Consider the following 16,774-nt stretch of genomic DNA (forward strand, 5'->3'; position numbering starts at 1 on the left):
AAGCTTTTGACAGCCCCCGACAACAAGGATTCAGACATGGCCCTCACAATTCTGGCCGAACAGCAGGACGGCTTGCTCACCCTGACCTTCAATCGACCGGAAAAGCGCAATGCCCTCAACACGGAGACGTATCTGGCGCTGACCGACGCACTGCGCCAGGCCGCCCGGGACGAAGAGGTCCATGTGCTGCTGTTGCAGGGCCAGGCGGAGTGCTTCACCGCCGGCAACGATCTGGCCGACTTTGTTGGCAAGCACGCCCTTGAGCCGGACGATCCCATCCTGCAATTTCTGCACACCCTGGCCGACTTCCCCAAACCGGTGATCGCCGCCGTGGGAGGCCCGGCAGTCGGTATAGGCACTACCCTGCTGCTGCACTGCGACCTGGTCTATCTGGCTGACAACGCCCGGCTGCAGCTGCCTTTCGTCGAGCTGGGACTGGTGCCGGAGTTTGCCGCCAGCCTGCTGCTGCCACGCGCCGTCGGTCACCTCAAGGCGGCGGAGCTGTTGCTGCTGGCAGAGGCCATCGATGGGGAAGAGGCGCTGCGTCTCGGGCTCGCCAACCGGGTGCTGGCCCCCGCGGACCTGCTCCCCTTCGCTCGGGAGCAAGGATTGAAACTGGCGGCCAAGCCGCCGATGGCGCTCCAGAAGAGCAAGGCGCTGCTCAAGCAGGAGCTCAAACAGGCGGTGCATTTCGTCATCGACCTGGAAGCGCGCGCCTTCGCCCAGGCCCTCCAAGGGGAAGAGGCGCAAAGCCGCATCGCCAACAAGCTGCAAAAACGGCGCTGAACTCAGTTGAGACGGAACCGGCCTATCAGCTCGCAGCCCTGCACCCTGTCCTGCACCTGGATAAGCCGGGCAATCTCCGGATTGGGGTGGCGCTTCAAGAAGGAGAGCAGGGCGGCGCGGCAGCAGCCCAGCTCACTGATGAGGGATTCGCACGCCCGGTTGGGGCACTGGGGCACCAGGGCGGTGACCAGCTCGGAGGCGAGCTTGAGGTAGCGCAGTTCATAGGCGGGCTCTTCCATGGCACGCCAGAAATCGGCCATGCGGTGACAGGTGGCGACCCGCATGCTGGCCAGTTCGTCCAGATCCCCGGAGGCCAGCTCATACACTTCCCCCAGGGCCTGCTGATAGAGGCAGATCGCCGTGCCCAGAGCCCCCATGCCAAGGGCGTTCTCCGCCTCCAGCATGTAACGTTGCCAGTTCTGATGTTCCATGTTCCTCTCCTTTGCCGACACGAGTGGAGTTTGTATCATGGCCAATCGAGAACAAATATCAACCAGACCCTTTGTGCAGGATCCCTCAACCCGCCGTTCTGGGCTGATTGACGCGACACTGCTTGCCGGGGTAACCAGGCAGATCCGCCGCCTTGCTGCTGCACGCCAGCCGTTTGGCTTCGGCGAGGCGATCCGCGAGGTTGACCTCATCGATCGGCTGCCAGGCCATCTGCTGGCCGAGCCAGCTGGCCCAGGCAAACTCGACGAAGTAGACCTGATCCTTCTTGCTGAAGTAGCCCGCATCCTGCAGCAGCCCCGCCAGGGTGCGGTAGGGATAATCCGGCAACTCACCGATATGGCCGGGCAACTGCTCGGGAGTCAGGGGTTGACCCCGTTCATCCTTGAGCCAGGCCCAGTGGTTGTTCTGCATCTGGCTCCAGAAATTGGCCCTGTCCTGCAACCGTGCAATCACCTTGACCCTGACCTGCTTCACCCCCTGCTGCCACAGCGCCTTGGTCAGGTGGTGCCTGTCCACCAGCCAGTAACCCCCATCCGGCGCGATGACGATGGGGATCTCTTTCTTTTTCATCAGCTTGTCGAGCTGCTTCTCGCTCTTGTCCGCCAGCTCCCGGGCTGTGGTATCCACCTGCAACTGACCGACGCCGCCCTGGGTGGGGTGCAGCGCCTCTATGTTCACTTCGCACCAGCTTCCCACCGAGCTGCTCTTCTCGCACGGGGACAACGCCCAGGCGCCCTGGCTCAGCACGCAGGCCAACAAGATCCATGCTCTCATCACTCTCTCCTTTTCCTGGCGCTCACGGCGCCCCCTCGTTGACAGCCGCATCGGATATCATGGGACTCATGCTGGCGGTCTGACCAGCAAAGGGGATATCATGATTTCCCATCTGCCGGCGATGCATTCTCGCCGAGTTTTCTCCTCGCTTCACACATTTTGAAGGATTCACCATGAAAGGATGGAGCCCCCTGTTGGCCCTGCTGGGCTGTGCCTGCGTCCAGGCCGCCGATGTGCCGCCCGGTACCCCACTCGCCGCTGAACAGGCCGTCGTCCGTCATCTCAAGGATGAACCGGCGAGCCTGAGCCCTCTCAAGCTGGTGGGATTGCCGGAGCTGCAGGTCCTCAGAGACCTTTACGAGGGGCTGCTGACCCAGGGGCCGGACGGCAAGGTGCTGCCCGGGGTGGCCGCGAGCTGGGACAACGAGGGGAACCAGACATTCACCTTCCACCTTAGGCCGGATGCCCGCTGGTCCAACGGCGACCCCGTGCGCGCCGCCGACTTCGTCTATGGCTGGCGCAAGCTGGTTGACCCCAGGGAAGCCGCCACTTTCGCCTGGTTCGCCCAGCTCGCCCGCTTCGACAAGGTGGACGACATAGTGGCAGGCAAGCTGGCCCCCGATGCGCTCGGGGTGGAGGCCGTCGATGACCATACCCTGAAGGTGACCCTCTCCCAGCCGGTGCCCTATTTCCTGAGCCTGCTGACCCATCCCAGCCTGTCGCCCCTGCACCGGGCCAGCATGGAGCAATATGGCAACCAGTGGACCCAGCCCGGCAAGCTGGTGGGCAACGGCGCCTTCGTGCTGAGTCACCGGGTGGTGAACGAGAAACTGGAGCTGACGCCCAATCCCTACTACTGGGATCGCGCCCACACGGTACTGACCCGCGTCACCTTCGTGCCCATCAATCAGGAGAGCGCGGCCACCCACCGCTATCTGGCCGGGGATCTGCACATCACCGAATCCTTCCCCAAGGAGCAGTACCAGAGCCTGATGGCCCAGATCCCGGGGGAGGTCTATACCCCGGAACAGCTCGGCACCTACTACTACGCCTTCAACACCCAGCGCCCGCCCCTCAATGATGTACGGGTGCGCCAGGCGCTCTCCTATACCGTCGACAGGGGCCTGATTGCCGACAAGGTGCTGGGCACCGGGGAGAAACCGGCCTACCACTTCACCCCGGACGTGACCGCCGGCTTCGACCCCAAGCCCAATCTGCTCTCCACCAGCAGCCAGCAGGCGCTGGACGAGCGTGCCAGAGCCCTGCTGAAAGAAGCGGGCTACGGCCCAAGCAATCCCCTCAAGCTGACCCTGCTCTACAACACGGCGGAAATTCACAAGAAGATGGCACTGGCCATCGCCAACTTGTGGAAACAGAAGCTGGGGGCCCGGGTCGAGCTCACCAACCAGGAGTGGAAAACCTATCTCGACAGCCGTCAAAGCGGCCAGTTCGAGGTGATCCGCTCCTCCTGGGTCGCCGATTACAACGACCCCTCCGCCTTCCTCGGGCTCTGGGGATCGGGCCACAGCGGCAACATGGCCCGGTTCGCCAACCCGGCTTACGACAAGCTGCTGGCGCAGGCGGCCAACAGTCAGGATCCCGCAGAGCGGGCCCGCCTGTTCGATGAGGCCGAGGCTATCTTGCAGAAGGAGGCCCCCATCGCCCCCATCTACCAGTACACCAATGCCCGGCTCATCAAGCCCTGGCTCAAGGGGTATCCCATCAACAACCCGGAAGACGTGGCCTACAGCCGTCAGCTCTACCTCGTCAAACACTAAGTCCGGGGAGGGGTCGGGACATCTGACCCCTCCTGACACTGTTCCTGTTCAAGTTCCCGGCATAAAATGCCGCCTCTTTTCATTCACCAACCCCGTGATCCGATCCTGCCATGCGTGCTCTGCTCCTGATTGCCCTGTTTGTTGCCCTTCCCGCCAAGGCCGCCGATGAAACCGAATGCCGCCAGGCCTTCCTCGAATGGATGTTGAGCCAGCAGAAGCAGTTCAGCGACCGCAAGGCCAGCAAGATGGAGCGGCGCAATGCCGAACGAGCCATCGATCAGGCCCGGGATGCCTTCGCCAAGCAGGAGAGTTTCTGCCAGGCCATGGCCTGGGTCGCCAGCGCAGAAGACAATGACCCCCGCTTCAAACCGAGGACGGGGGAGATCCACGACTTCACTCCCCGCGGCTGAGCCCGCCATCTACGACTTTTTTCAGCCTTTCCCGTGTTGATTTATTGACCCAAGCCAAGGTGGTGTAACAGTCCGCATCTACAATGACGCCGTAACAATCACAAAAATAAAAAATAACTTTATCAGTTACTTGGCTCATTCAGGATGCGCACATGACCACAACCCGGCACGAAGGGGAGATCCGTTTCCCCGATCACATCTCACTGATCTCGACCACGGATCCCGCCAGTCACATCACTTATGCCAACCAGCACTTTTGCGATGTGGCGGGCTACAGCGCGACCGAAATGGAAGGGGAGCCCCACAATCTGGTCCGCCACCCCGACATGCCCAAGGCCGCGTTCGCCGACATGTGGCGCCGCCTGCAACAAGGCAAGAGCTGGATGGGGCTGGTAAAGAACCGCGCCAAGAGTGGTCAGTTCTACTGGGTCAACGCCTACGTCACGCCGATTCTCAACGATCAGCAGCAGATCATCGAATACCAGTCTGTCCGCACCCGTCCCCAGGATCACGACATCGCCTGGGCAGAGCAGCTCTATGCCCGGATCCGTGACGGCAAGGCACTGCCCTGGCTGACCCGGCTGACCCTGGAGCCGGGGCCGCTGTGTCTGCTGCTCTCTGGCACCGCCCTGCTCGGCATGGGGGCCAGTCTGGTCACCGGCCAGCCGGGGTGGGGCGTCATCACCCTGCTCTGCTTGCTGGCCCAGATGGGGCATGGCTGGCATCTGCAACGGCGGCTGGCCAGGCTGCTGGCCATGGCGGGCGAGGAGCAGGGCAGCGCCCTTTGCCAGGTACTCTATGCCAGGCGTCAGGACAGCTTGGCCGCCCTTGAACTGCTGCTGCGCATGAAGAAGGCGGAGCTGCGCGCCGTGGTAGGTCGCAGCGCGGACACCAACCAGCAGATCCTGCAGGCGGCGGAAGATGACAGGGGGCATATCCAGACCATAGACACTCACCTGCAACAGCAGCGGGCCCAGAGCGAGCAACTGGCGGCGGCCATCACCCAGATGAGCCAGTCCATCCGCGATGTGGCTGACAATGCCCACCAGGCCAATGCGCTGGTGGGCGAGGTCCAGCAGGTGTCCGCCAGTGGTCAGCAGGCGCTGGCCACCACCCGGGATTCGGTCGACAGGCTTCATCAGGAGCTGGACGCCAGCCAGGGCGTGCTGGCGCGCCTGACCCAGGACAGCCAGAAGATCAACGGCATTCTGGAGGTGATCGGGCAGATTGCGGATCAGACCAACCTGCTCTCCCTCAATGCGGCCATCGAGGCGGCACGGGCCGGTGAACAAGGGCGCGGCTTTGCGGTAGTGGCCGACGAGATACGGGCCCTGGCCCAGAAGACCCGCAGCTCCACCGGCGAGATAAGCGACATGATAGGGGCGCTGCAACAGAGTACCCGGCAACTGTCCGATGGCATGGAGCAGGGGGCCCAGACATCAGTGCTCTGCCAGCAGCACATGGGGGCCACCGCCGAGGTGCTCGACCAGATCAACCGGATGCTGGCCCGGGTGACCCACACCAGCGACGAGATAGCCCAGGCGGTGAGCCAGCAGGCGGATGTCACCAGCACCCTGGATCAGGGGATCCACCAGATCCACCAACTGGCGAGCCACACCGCGGACAACAGCCGTCAGGCCCTCGATGGCATCACCCTGCTGGTGGAGCGGCTGCAAAACCTCTCCCGCCTGATCAACCAGTTCCACGACTGACCCCCTTGCCGTGTAGTTTGGCGCGCCCCCGGGCGCGCTGCCGATCTCTCCTCTCCTTCACGACGACAGGCTCCCGCCGGGGGCAAGAAGTCCGTCTCAGGATTTGCCCTTGAACTGCTTGATGCTGCGCTTGCCCTGGGTGCGACGGTTCGCCTGCTTGTCTCTTGGCGCCCGTTTGCTCTCCCCGCTGGCGGGTTTGTCGGTCACCGGGAAACCTGCCAGCGCCGCCAGGGGCAGGGGCCGACCGGTCAGGGCCCGGATCCCCTCGAGCGCGTCCCCATCCCCGTGGCAGGTAAGGGAGATGGCCAGACCGCTCTGTCCGGCACGGGCGGTACGACCGATACGATGCACGTAGACGGGGGCATGGTGCGGCAGATCCAGATTGATCACCACGGGCAATGCCTCCACGTGGATGCCACGCGCCATCAGGTCCGTGGCCACCAGCACCCGCACCCTGCCCTCCTTGAAATCCGCCAGCGCCTGCTCCCGCACGGCCTGATCCTTGTTTCCGTGCAGGGCTGCCACCGTCATGCCAGCCCTGGCGAGTTTCTTGGCCACCCCGTCCGCGTCGTCCCTGGCACTGATGAAGACCAGCACCTGGGGCCACTCTCCGGCCTCCAGCAGGGTGATCAGCGCAGGCACCTTGCTGCTCCTGTTGACCAGATAGAGCCGCTCCTTGATGTCGCTCACCAGGCTGTTGAGCGGCTCGGCCTCGATGCGCACCGGATCCTGCAGCAGGCCCGAGGCCAGGCTCTCCAGTTCGATCGGCAAGGTGGCGGAGAAGAGCATCAGCTGCCGCGCCTCCGGCATCGCCTTCATCAGCCACTGGATATCGGGCCAGAACCCCATCTCCAGCAGGCGATCCGCCTCATCCAGCACCAGCATGCGCAGAGCACCCAGTCCCAGCGTCTGCTGGGCCAGCAAGTCCCGCAACCGTCCGGGGGTCGCCACCAGCAGTTGGGGGCCGAGAGCCAGTTCCCGCTCCTGCCACTCCTGGGCCACCCCGCCACACAGGGTCAGAAGGCGCACCCCCAACCCGTCGGCAATCTCCTGCAGGGCGGCGCTCACCTGGCTTGCCAGCTCCCGGGTGGGGACCAGTACCAATCCCTGTACCCGGTCACTGGCTGCGTCCAGCCTTTGCAGCAGCGGCAGGCCGAATGCCAGGGTCTTGCCACTGCCGGTCCTGGCCAGGGCAAGCAGATCCCGTCCTGACAAGGCAGCAGGAATGGCTAGCTGCTGAATGGGGGTCGGTTTTTCCAGCGCTGCGGGCAGCAGGGGCAACAGGGCGGGGGCAAGGGCGAGTTCGTCAAACGTCATGGGGATCGCAGATACAGGCTGAACGAGGATGTGGAGGCGAAGTCTAGCCAGACCCACCCCATAAGTAAAAGGTTCGGGAGCGCAATAAAAACGGCCTGCCCCGTGTAAACGGGGCAGGCCGTCAGGCAATCAGCCTGTGGCGCGACTTACAGAACGGCCAGGGCGGCGGCGTAGTTTGGCTCGTCGGCGACTTCGGCCACCAGCTCGCTGTGCAGCACCTTGTCGTGCTCATCCAGTACCACGATGGCACGGGCAGCCAGACCCACCAGCGGGCCGGAGGAGAAGGCCACGCCGTAGTCCTGCAGGAAGGAGACACCACGCAGGGTGGAGAGGTTCACCACCTTGTCCAGACCCTCGGCGCCGCAGAAACGGGCCTGGGCGAACGGTAGGTCGGCGGAGATGCACAGCACGACGGTGTTGTTCAGGGCGCTTGCCTGCTCGTTGAACTTGCGCACGGAAGTGGCGCAGGTCGGGGTGTCGACGCTCGGGAAGATGTTCAGGATCTTGCGCTTGCCGGCGAAGGTCGCCAGGGTCGCATCGGACAGATCGCCAGCAACCAGGGAGAAGGGCTTGGCCTGCTCACCGGCAACGGGGAAGTGGCCGGAGACGGAGACGGGGTTGCCTTGCAGGGTGACGGTATTGCTCATGTTAGGTCCTTGATGATTGATGTGGGATCCAGGGTCCCCAGTATAGGCCCGCCACGGGATGACAAACACCCGCTAATGAAAGGGATTTGGCATCCCTTTGCGTCCCTCCAGCTCCAGGGGCAGATCAGCGGCCACTGTCATGGTCCCGGACAAAGAGGAGAAGAGGACTTGACCTTGGACTTTACACCAAGGTTTACACTCGGCTCAGTCATCCAGGATCCCGCAGGGGCGGGATCCCTCAAGAGGAACGCATCATGAGCAAATCCTGCTGCAGCCATCAACACGCCGCTGCCCCCATCAAGGCCGTCAGCAAGGCCGCCACCCCACAGGCCGGGCACAGCCACACCAGCCACTGCTGCGACAACGGGGCACAGGCCAGTGGTGTCGCCAACCCGACCCGCCACGATCATCAGGGGCAAAGTGGCGCAGACGGCCCGGGGGATGAAGAGCCCCCCAGAGGCGCTTGCGCCACCGACACAGCCCACGACCACGACCACGACCACGATCATCATGAGCAGGGGCACGCCCACACGGCCGCCGCGACCGAGCCGCCGCTGGCTACCCCCGAGCAGAACAGCCGCCGCCATAGCTGGCAGGTGCTGGGCATGGATTGTCCCAGCTGTGCACGCAAGATAGAGACCGCCGTCAGCCGGGTGGAGGGCGTACAGCAGGCTCGGGTGCTGTTTGCCACCGAGAAGCTGGTGGTGGATCTGGCCCCCGGCCTCTCCCCCGACCCCGTTACCGCCGCCGTGCTGGCCGCCGGCTTCCAGCTCAAAGGAGGCGCTCAGAACACGGCTCGCAGCGAACCGGGCCGCAGCCCGCTGATGCAGAGGGTCAGCAACCTGCTCACCAAGTATTGGCAGCCCCTGTCGCTCGCCGGCTTGATGGGGATGGCGGCCCTGCTGCCGAACCAGCTCGGTCAGCCGCTCTTTACCCTGGCCACCCTCTGGGGGCTGTGGCCCATCTCCCGCAAGGCGTGGGCGCTGACCAAGAGCGGCTCCCCCTTCGCCATCGAGACCCTGATGACGGTCGCCGCCGTGGGGGCCCTCTTCCTCGGCGAAACCGCCGAAGCGGCCATGGTGCTGCTGCTGTTCATGCTGGGGGAACATCTGGAGGCCTACGCCGCCGGCCGCGCCCGCGCCGGGGTCACCGCCCTGATGGCGCTGGTGCCCGACAAGGCGCTGCGCATCCGCACCACTGCCGAGGGCGAGGTGCGCGAAGAGGTCGCTGCCGACCAGCTGCGCCCCGGCGACACCATCGAAATCGCCCCGGGCGCCCGCCTGGCCGCCGATGCCCGCCTGCTCGACCCCCTCGGCGCCTTTGACGAGAGCGCCCTGACCGGCGAATCCATCCCGGTGGAGCGCCGTCAGGGTGACAAGGTGCCCGCCGGCAGCCTGGCGGCGGATCGGGTGCTGCGCCTCGAGGTGGTGTCCGAGCCCGGCAACAACGCCATCGACCGCATTCTGCATCTCATCGAGGAGGCCGAGACCCAGCGCGCGCCCATCGAGCGCTTCATCGACCGCTTCAGCCGCTGGTATACCCCGGCCATGATGCTGGTTGCCCTGCTGGTGGTGCTGGTACCGCCGCTCGCCTTCGGCCAGAGCTGGGACGAGTGGGTCTATCGCGGGCTGGCGCTGCTGCTGATCGGCTGCCCCTGCGCCCTGGTCATCTCCACCCCGGCGGCGGTCACCTCCGCCCTGGCGGCAGCCACCCGGCAGGGTGCCCTCATCAAGGGGGGCGCCGCGCTGGAGCGCCTCGCCCACATCGATACTCTGGCCTTTGACAAGACCGGCACCCTGACCCTGGGCAAGCCGCAGCTGACCGAACTGGTGAGCCTCAATGGCCAGCCTGAGGCCGACCTGCTGGCACTGGCGGCCGCCATCGAACAGGGCTCCCACCACCCGCTGGCCCGCGCCGTGGTGACGGCGGCCAGTGAACGGGGCCTCAACCTCGCCGCCGCCCAGGATCTGCGCGCCCTGCCCGGCATGGGGGTAGAGGGTCGCATCGACGGTACCCTCTGGCAGTTGCTGGCACCGAGCCGGGTCGCCACCCTGGATGCGGCGATGCAGGCCCGGGTCGCCACCCTGGAGCAGCAAGGCAAGACAGTGGTGGTACTCGGTCAGCCTGACGTCGCCCCGGCCGCCCTGCTGGCCCTGCGCGACCAGATCCGGCTGGAGGCGGCTGCGGCGCTGCAAGAGCTGAGCGAGCTTGGTCTCAAGAGCATCATGCTGACCGGTGACAACCCCCGCGCCGCCGAGGCGATCGCCGGCGAGCTCGGCATGGGCTGGCGCGCCGGCCTGCTGCCGGAGGGCAAGGTCGATGAGATCGCCAAGCTCGGCCTCAGCCAGAAAGTCGCGATGATCGGCGACGGCATCAACGACGCCCCGGCCATGAAGCGGGCCAGCATCGGCATCGCCATGGGAGGTGGCACCGACGTGGCGCTGGAGACCGCCGATGCGGCCCTGACCCACAACCAGCTCGGCGGGGTCGCCGCCATGATCCGGCTCTCCCGCTCGGCGCTGGCCAACATCCACCAGAACATCGCGCTGGCCCTGGGGCTCAAGGCCATCTTCCTGGTCACCAGCCTGCTCGGCATCACCGGCCTGTGGATTGCGGTGCTGGCCGACACCGGCGCCACCGCCCTGGTCACCGCCAACGCCCTGCGCCTGCTGCGAAAACGCTAGGCCGACCGTTAACGGTACAACCAACAGCCGCCCCAACGGGGCGGCTTTTTTATTGCCTCGCCCACAGCAAAGAAAAAGCGCGGCTGCCGGTCGGCAGTCGCGCTTTGCTTACTCTCTCGGTGTTATCCCGCCCTTGGCGAGGCGGAATTCAACCCGGGGCTGCCGAGCCAACCCCGGGCTCGATGGGAAAGACTTACTTGGCGCTGCACTCCTGGATGATGACGCTGCCCACCTCGCCGGAAGTCTGGGTCGGGTCAACCTTCACCAGGAAGCTCCACAGACCCTGTTCCAGCGTGATGCTGTTGTTGCCCATGCCACCGTCGCCGTGCTGGAGCGGGTAAACCTGCTCGGGCTCCAGTGCGATCAGGGTGCCACCGGCATCCTTCACGAAGAACTGCTTGCTCCAGTTGCCATCGTCGTTGGCAAACTTGAAGTCAAAGCTGCCCGCGTAGTTGAAGGCGGCCTGATAGATGGCGAGGTTGCCTTCCATCCCCTTGTAGCTCAGCTGGTAGGCCGGCTGGGCGTTCCAGTCGCTCAGACTGCCGCGCACATAGAGCGGGAAGCCGAGCGGATTGCCCGCGACGGTATCCAGCACCTTGCAGCTCTGCGCCGGTTCGGTGTAGCTGACGCTCAGGGTGGGCTTGTCCTTGTTCATGGCGGTGAAGACAAACTTGTAGGTGCCAGCCTTCTCCACGTTGAACGGCAGATCCCCGCCATTGGCACAGAGCGTATTGACCTGGCCGGTCGCAAGCTGGTCGGTATCGCTGCACTTGCCGTAATTGACGGGGCCGCTCCACTCGTTGCCAGCGATCTTCACCTGGGTCGACCCCAGCTGATCCGCCGTCACCTCGGTGGTGAACTCATAGGTGAAGTTGCCACTGAAGTTCATCTTGTTGACCGGATCCCACTGATTCAGGAAACCGCGCACGAACACCTCGGTGTCACCGAAGGGAGGCAAGGTGCTCAGATCCGTCTTCTTGCTCACCGGCAGCCCCGCGCCCTGGGCACCGCTCTGCGGCTTGACGAACACCGCCGCCGACCAGGCGCCAAGGGTCAGCTGACCGCTGTCATTGGCCGCCCCGCTCGCGATGCTGTCGGAGTCACGGTGGGCACCGCTCAGGACCATGCCGGTCAGATCGATGGGCTGATCCTTGCCGTCACGGAAATCGCCGATGCTCTGGGGCTGATTGGTGGCGTTGATCATCACCACCAGGCCGTCGATGGCCGGATCCAGATCCGCACCGGCGCCCACCCCGTCATCCACACTCATCACGATGAGACCCGGGATCTGCTCAGGGCCGGTGTTGCGGAAGTCGACCCGCTTGATCACCTCGGCGCCGCTGCCAAGACGCAGCAGACGAGAGGATTGACGCAGTTCGGAGAGCTCCTGGTAGAAGTTCACCATCTGATGCATCTCGGCCGAACCCGGCTTGGCGTGCTGGCCGAGCACCTGCTCGATCAGCTCGTAGTTGGCCTCGTCCTTGTCCTTGCGCGGCAAGCCCTTGTCGAAGTTGTTGTCGCCAAGGGTGTAATCGACCCGGTTGTACCAGTCACCGGAGTCGTAGCTGTCCCGCTCCATGGACTTGGAGCGCAGCAGTTCGACACCCGCGTGGGTGAAAGGAATGCCCTGACCCAGCATGGCAGTCGCCAGAGAGACCCCCTGCATCCGCACCAGGTCGGCCCCGGCGGGTGCCTTGTACGCCAGGTTGTCGAACAGGGTCTGGTTGTCGTGCTTGTCGACATAGTTCTGGATTTCGGTCGGATCCTGGGCATAGCCCGCCGGTTGACCGTTGTAGTCGATGTCGGAGCCTTTCTTCGGAATGCCGTCCTTGTCGGTCAGCACGAACTCCTTGAGGTTGCCCGCCATGCCGAGGCGCACCAGATCGGACTGATGCAGGGCGGTGGCGAGATCGACGCCGTCCAGCTCGTTGGCATCCACCAGGGCGCCGTTGCCAAAGCCCTGGGTCTTGCGAATGGCTTCGCCGCCGTCGAACGGGCTGCCCCCGCGCACCGCGTCACGCAGCCGGTCGGAGAAGGAGCCGATGCCGGTACCGGCCAGATGCTTCTGGGTCGCCTGCACGAACCGCTTGTCATCCTGTACCTCGCCGAAGTTCCAACCCTCGCCGTAGAAGTACATGTCCGGATTGACCTTCTTCACCTCGGCCAGGGCCTGCACCATCTGATCTTTCGGGTGATGGCCCATGAGGTCGAAGCGGAAGGCATCGATCTTGTAGTCCCGTGCCCAGGTGACCAGGGAGTCATCCATCAGCTTGGCGAACATGGCGTGTTCCGGCGCCGTGTTGGAGCAGCAGGTGGAGTTTTCCACCGAACCGGTCTCCGGATTGAGGCGCTGGTAGTACCAGGGCACAATCTTGTCGAGCACGGATTTGGAACCGAGACCCGCTTCGTTGGTGTGGTTGTAGACCACGTCCATCACCACGTTCATGCCGATGTTCTGCTTGATGGCCTGCACCATCTCGCGGAACTCCTTGATCCGGGTCGTCCCCTCCGCATTGGTGGCGTAGGAGCCTTCCGGGGTGGTGTAGTGGTAGGGGTCATAGCCCCAGTTGAAGGAGTCCACCCCGCGCAGGTAGCCGTACAGCTCCTGCACCACGGGGTTCTCCTTGCTGTCGCTGGCTTGCAGATCACCGAGCACGGCTTCGATGGTCTCGCCGCCACCACAGTGGCTGGCAAACCTGGAGTTCTTGACCTCGGGATTGACCTCGCACAGCTTGCTGAAGTCATCGCCGATGTTGGCCACCTTGGCCGGGTCCTCGTTGACGGTGGCGATGTCGAACACCGGCAGCAGGTGCAGGTGGCTGACGCCGCTCTTGGCCAGGGATTTCAGGTGGGTGACGGGCACGCTGTCGCTGTCGGTCAGCCCGAGGAACTTGCCGCGGTGCTCCACCGGCGTCGACTCGTCGTTGCCGGTCAGATCCCGGACGTGGGCCTCATAGATGGTGATGTCGGCAGGGTTCTTCTGGCTGTGGGGCGCCTTCAGGCTGTCCCAGCCTTCCGGCTTGAGGGCCGGATCGTCGAGATCCACCACCTGGCTGAACTCGGAGTTCATCGCCAGGCTCAGGGAGTAGGGGTCGGTCACCTGATAGGATTCCAGCTTGCGGCTGACCGGGTGATAGACCTGGATGTCGTAGCGGTAGTATTTGCCGACAAGATCGCTGCCCCCCTGCACGCTCCAACTGCCGCTGGCCTCGTCCAGGGTCATGGCGCGCTCGCCAAGCGACTTGTGTTGCTCGTCGAACAGCGCCAGCTTGACCGACTTGGCGGTCGGCGCCCAGAGCCGGAAGGTGACATTGCCCCCCTCCACCACGGCGCCGTAGGCCAGCTTGGTGGCCGCTTCGCTGTAAAGGGCATCGAGGGCACCGGCACTCTGCACCAGGGTCGCCCCCTGCAGGATACCGTCCGCATCGGTCCCGATGGCGACCAGCTCACCCTTGAGCAGAGGCTTGAGATCTTTCCCCGCAGGCAGGGCGAAGGCGGCGGCATCCTTGAGGTGCGGGTATTTGGCCTGCTGCTCTTCGGTCAGGCTGGTCGGAGTCAGCTTGAGGTAGGGGAAATCGAATACACCCTCGCTGTTTGCGGTGATGGTGCCTGACTCTGTGTAGTAGAGGCGCACATAGGGCTTGTCCTTGCCCCCTTGCCAAATCAGGGTGTTGTCGTCGATGAGGTGGGCACTGGCCCCCGCCACGCCGAAAGCGGCGGTGAAGGCTTCCGCCCGGCTGCCGAAGATCTCGTTCTTGCCGGCGACGATGGCCACGGTGCGATCCGGGTGATCGCTGAAGACCACCTTCATGTCGCTGCCGGTCAGGTTCGCGAGATCGCCGTTGCGGGCGATGAAGTTGATGCAGCCTTCCATCTTGGAGAGCGGTACGACCCAGGCCGGACCAAAACTGTCCGCCGCGGACGGCGTCTTGCTCTTGTCATCCCAACCTGTGTTGAGGCCGCCCTCCGAGGTCGAGTTGCAGGCATCGTTGTTCCACAGGTGCAGGCTGTGGCTGGCGAACGGGCCGGTGACACCGCGCGCCGCGCTGGTCTGGGTATCCACCAGGGCGATGACCGCTTCGTCGGGGCCGGCCGTCAGCAGTTCGGCCGGGGGCTGGACGTTGGGAAGACGAGCGACGGGCTCATCCTGAGGGGCAGGAGCAGAAGAACTGTTGTCGTTACAGCCTGACAAAAGCGCGAGCAGTGAGGCTGTTACCAGCGCCACTTTGGTCTTTTTCATATCCATTTTTTTATAATTCCCGCTGTAGTTAGTCTCGATATCCGAGTACCCGGTCATTGCCGAGCGGTGCCATATTAATCAGCGGGAATTGCCGTAAATGTGAGCGGATGGGCAAAAAAAACCAATCCGCATCAACAAGATAACGTTTTCATAACGAAAATTCGATCGCGCTCACAGACCTGGCACCGCTTTCGGCCCATACCAGCGTGAAGAGGGGAGCGAGTGACGAAATCAATGTCCAATCAAATGGATAGAGGGGGCTGGGTGATGAAACGGATTGAGGAGCAGGCCAGGCGGCTGGACCAGGAGTATCAGGGCATTGCCCAGTTGTTCGATCAGTTCTGCCAGCAGGCCGGCGTGCTCGCCGAACGCTATCACTTCTTCAACTGGCCGGATTATGAAGAGAGCCCGCCCCTCGCCCGCGCCTTCACCCTGCTGGGGGAACCACGGGAACTGCGGCTGCGCTGTCAACCCGGCGAGGGGGGTTCCCTAAACGGCCTCCTCCAGGTGTGTGGCGAGGAAGGCAAGGTTCACGCCAGCCTGGGCTTTCATGCCGACGGGCACCTGCTGCTGGAGCCGGGCCGCCTGCTCGACGACCCGCCGGGACTGCTGCTGAGGCTGATGCTGGGCTCCCTCTGGCAGGATCAGGGGAGCGAGCCTCCCCGCTGACACCCGCCAGGGGTGTCAGTCGGCAGACACTTCGATGGTCAGGTGCACCAGCTCCTCGTGGATGGCGAGGCGCTCGCGGATCGCCTGTGCCGGGACCGGGGTCGCCATCTGCAACGACATCGCGGCGGCATACTGCGTCTGCCCCACCCGCCAGACGTGCAGATCGCGGATCTCGGCGTCAGGCAGCTCGGCGATCACCTCGCGGATCTCGTCCACCAGGGGCGCATCCATCTCCGCATCCAGCAAGACGCGCCCGGTATCACGCAGCAGCCCCCTGGCCCACACCGCCACCAGCACGGCCCCGGCGATGCCCATCAGGGGATCCAGCCAGTCCGCCCCCCACAACATGCCTCCCACCAGCGCCAGAATCGCCAGAACCGAGGTGGCCGCGTCCGCCAGCACGTGGAGGTAGGCGGCGCGCAGGTTGAGATCCTGATGGCCGTGGTGGTGATCGTGCGAGTGGTCGTGATGACCGTGATGGTGGTCGTGACCATGGTGATGGCCGTGATCGTCCCTGAGCAGCCAGGCACAGGCCAGATTCACCAGCAGGCCCAGCAGGGCAATGCCGATCGCCTGCTGATAATGGATGGGGCTGGGGTCCAGCAACCTGGCCACCGACTCGAACAGCATCAATCCCGCCACCCCCACCAGCAGCAGGGCGCTGCTGAAGCCCCCCAGCACCTCTATCTTCCAGGTACCGAAGCTGAACCTGTGATCCCGCGCGAAGTGGCGGGCAGCGCGATAGGCCAGCACCGAGAGGCCGAGGGCCAGGGCATGGGAGCTCATGTGCCAGCCATCGGCCAGCAGCGCCATGGAGTTGTAGAACCAACCCCCACCGATCTCCGCCACCATCATGACGACGGTGAGCAGCACGGCCCAGCGGGTCTTCTGTTCGGCCAGGGGATTCCCTTCGTGGACGACGGGGTGGTGGCAGTGGGATGAAGCGAGGGATGGCATGGATTTCTCCTGAAAACAAGGATGCTACATACTATACCCCAGTATAGTTTTATTGATCGAGAGGATCCTGGATGTCACACACGGTTCACGACAAGAAGAAGCTGCTGGCACGGGTCAGGCGCATCAAGGGGCAGACCGGTGCCCTGGAGAGCGCTCTGGAACAGGAAACAGACTGCGCCGCCATCCTGCAGCAGATCGCCGCCATCCGCGGCGCCGTCAACGGCCTGATGCTGGAGGTGCTGGAGGGACACATGCGCGAGCATCTTGGCGCCGAGGAGGCGACCCATGCCGAGCGGCTGGAGGATCTGGATCAGGTGGTGAGGGTACTGCGTTCCTATCTGAAATAAGGG

13 protein-coding genes are annotated in these 16,774 nt (G+C 64.2%); 7 read left to right on the plus strand and 6 right to left on the minus strand.

The window, feature by feature from the left end:
• Positions 1-36: 36 nt before the first annotated feature.
• The gene (locus AB5Y68_RS08870; protein WP_039039477.1) at positions 37-786 is read left to right on the plus strand and encodes an enoyl-CoA hydratase-related protein; all 750 of its coding nucleotides are present in this window, start codon (positions 37-39) and stop codon (positions 784-786) included.
• Between the two features lie 2 nt (positions 787-788).
• Here the strand turns inward: AB5Y68_RS08870 and AB5Y68_RS08875 are convergent, their stop codons facing one another.
• Positions 789-1,217 (minus strand): DUF2753 family protein, encoded by a 429-nt coding sequence (locus AB5Y68_RS08875; protein ID WP_039039476.1) that lies wholly within the window; start codon positions 1,215-1,217, stop codon positions 789-791.
• A gap of 85 nt (positions 1,218-1,302) precedes the next feature.
• The gene (locus AB5Y68_RS08880) at positions 1,303-2,010 is read right to left on the minus strand and encodes a ParB-like protein (protein WP_201970079.1); all 708 of its coding nucleotides are present in this window, start codon (positions 2,008-2,010) and stop codon (positions 1,303-1,305) included.
• Between the two features lie 173 nt (positions 2,011-2,183).
• Here AB5Y68_RS08880 and AB5Y68_RS08885 point away from each other — a divergent pair, with 173 nt between their 5' ends.
• From AB5Y68_RS08885 to AB5Y68_RS08895, 3 genes are all read left to right on the plus strand, one after another.
• Complete coding sequence (locus AB5Y68_RS08885; RefSeq protein ID WP_039039474.1) at positions 2,184-3,788, plus strand: ABC transporter substrate-binding protein; 1,605 nt, start codon at positions 2,184-2,186, stop codon at positions 3,786-3,788.
• A gap of 110 nt (positions 3,789-3,898) precedes the next feature.
• Positions 3,899-4,198 (plus strand): hypothetical protein, encoded by a 300-nt coding sequence (locus AB5Y68_RS08890; protein ID WP_010672856.1) that lies wholly within the window; start codon positions 3,899-3,901, stop codon positions 4,196-4,198.
• A gap of 152 nt (positions 4,199-4,350) precedes the next feature.
• A complete protein-coding gene (locus AB5Y68_RS08895; protein WP_010672855.1) occupies positions 4,351-5,910 on the plus strand; it encodes a PAS domain-containing methyl-accepting chemotaxis protein in 1,560 nt (519 codons plus the stop codon).
• A 96-nt stretch (positions 5,911-6,006) separates the two neighbouring features.
• Here the strand turns inward: AB5Y68_RS08895 and AB5Y68_RS08900 are convergent, their stop codons facing one another.
• Both AB5Y68_RS08900 and tpx read right to left on the minus strand, forming a co-directional pair.
• Entirely contained in the window at positions 6,007-7,227 is a 1,221-nt protein-coding gene (locus AB5Y68_RS08900; RefSeq protein ID WP_039039473.1) for a DEAD/DEAH box helicase, read from the minus strand.
• Between the two features lie 146 nt (positions 7,228-7,373).
• Positions 7,374-7,874, minus strand: coding sequence for a thiol peroxidase (gene tpx / locus AB5Y68_RS08905; protein ID WP_010672853.1), 501 nt, complete (start codon positions 7,872-7,874; stop codon positions 7,374-7,376).
• Positions 7,875-8,128: 254 nt separating this feature from the next.
• On the opposite strand from tpx, the gene AB5Y68_RS08910 reads away from it, so the two are divergent.
• Entirely contained in the window at positions 8,129-10,558 is a 2,430-nt protein-coding gene (locus AB5Y68_RS08910; protein WP_039039472.1) for a zinc/cadmium/mercury/lead-transporting ATPase, read from the plus strand.
• Between the two features lie 193 nt (positions 10,559-10,751).
• Here AB5Y68_RS08910 and pulA read toward each other — a convergent pair whose 3' ends face one another.
• Positions 10,752-14,804: a pullulanase-type alpha-1,6-glucosidase gene (gene pulA / locus AB5Y68_RS08915; RefSeq protein ID WP_039039471.1), complete on the minus strand. Its 4,053-nt coding sequence runs from the start codon at positions 14,802-14,804 to the stop codon at positions 10,752-10,754.
• Positions 14,805-15,065: 261 nt separating this feature from the next.
• Between pulA and AB5Y68_RS08920 the strand changes: the two genes are divergently transcribed.
• The gene (locus AB5Y68_RS08920; RefSeq protein ID WP_041211001.1) at positions 15,066-15,467 is read left to right on the plus strand and encodes a hypothetical protein; all 402 of its coding nucleotides are present in this window, start codon (positions 15,066-15,068) and stop codon (positions 15,465-15,467) included.
• 15 nt (positions 15,468-15,482) lie between these two features.
• Here the strand turns inward: AB5Y68_RS08920 and dmeF are convergent, their stop codons facing one another.
• Positions 15,483-16,424, minus strand: coding sequence for a CDF family Co(II)/Ni(II) efflux transporter DmeF (gene dmeF / locus AB5Y68_RS08925; RefSeq protein WP_201895089.1), 942 nt, complete (start codon positions 16,422-16,424; stop codon positions 15,483-15,485).
• A gap of 71 nt (positions 16,425-16,495) precedes the next feature.
• Here dmeF and AB5Y68_RS08930 point away from each other — a divergent pair, with 71 nt between their 5' ends.
• Positions 16,496-16,771, plus strand: coding sequence for a metal/formaldehyde-sensitive transcriptional repressor (locus AB5Y68_RS08930; RefSeq protein WP_041214512.1), 276 nt, complete (start codon positions 16,496-16,498; stop codon positions 16,769-16,771).
• Positions 16,772-16,774: the final 3 nt, after the last annotated feature.

The sequence above is a fragment of the Aeromonas sp. R6-1 genome, from assembly GCF_040908165.1.
In the GTDB taxonomy this organism is placed as follows: domain Bacteria; phylum Pseudomonadota; class Gammaproteobacteria; order Enterobacterales; family Aeromonadaceae; genus Aeromonas; species Aeromonas caviae.

Bases quoted from the DNA above. Each gene is read 5' to 3' on its own strand.
- tpx (WP_010672853.1), bottom strand. From the start codon at position 7,874: ATGAGCAATACCGTCACCCTGCAAGGCAACCCCGTCTCCGTCTCCGGC.
- AB5Y68_RS08895 (WP_010672855.1), top strand. From the start codon at position 4,351: ATGACCACAACCCGGCACGAAGGGGAGATCCGTTTCCCCGATCACATC.
- AB5Y68_RS08890 (WP_010672856.1), top strand. From the start codon at position 3,899: ATGCGTGCTCTGCTCCTGATTGCCCTGTTTGTTGCCCTTCCCGCCAAG.
- dmeF (WP_201895089.1), bottom strand. From the start codon at position 16,424: ATGCCATCCCTCGCTTCATCCCACTGCCACCACCCCGTCGTCCACGAA.
- AB5Y68_RS08900 (WP_039039473.1), bottom strand. From the start codon at position 7,227: ATGACGTTTGACGAACTCGCCCTTGCCCCCGCCCTGTTGCCCCTGCTG.
- AB5Y68_RS08930 (WP_041214512.1), top strand. From the start codon at position 16,496: ATGTCACACACGGTTCACGACAAGAAGAAGCTGCTGGCACGGGTCAGG.
- AB5Y68_RS08885 (WP_039039474.1), top strand. From the start codon at position 2,184: ATGAAAGGATGGAGCCCCCTGTTGGCCCTGCTGGGCTGTGCCTGCGTC.
- AB5Y68_RS08870 (WP_039039477.1), top strand. From the start codon at position 37: ATGGCCCTCACAATTCTGGCCGAACAGCAGGACGGCTTGCTCACCCTG.
- AB5Y68_RS08910 (WP_039039472.1), top strand. From the start codon at position 8,129: ATGAGCAAATCCTGCTGCAGCCATCAACACGCCGCTGCCCCCATCAAG.
- AB5Y68_RS08920 (WP_041211001.1), top strand. From the start codon at position 15,066: ATGAAACGGATTGAGGAGCAGGCCAGGCGGCTGGACCAGGAGTATCAG.
- pulA (WP_039039471.1), bottom strand. From the start codon at position 14,804: ATGGATATGAAAAAGACCAAAGTGGCGCTGGTAACAGCCTCACTGCTC.
- AB5Y68_RS08875 (WP_039039476.1), bottom strand. From the start codon at position 1,217: ATGGAACATCAGAACTGGCAACGTTACATGCTGGAGGCGGAGAACGCC.
- AB5Y68_RS08880 (WP_201970079.1), bottom strand. From the start codon at position 2,010: ATGAGAGCATGGATCTTGTTGGCCTGCGTGCTGAGCCAGGGCGCCTGG.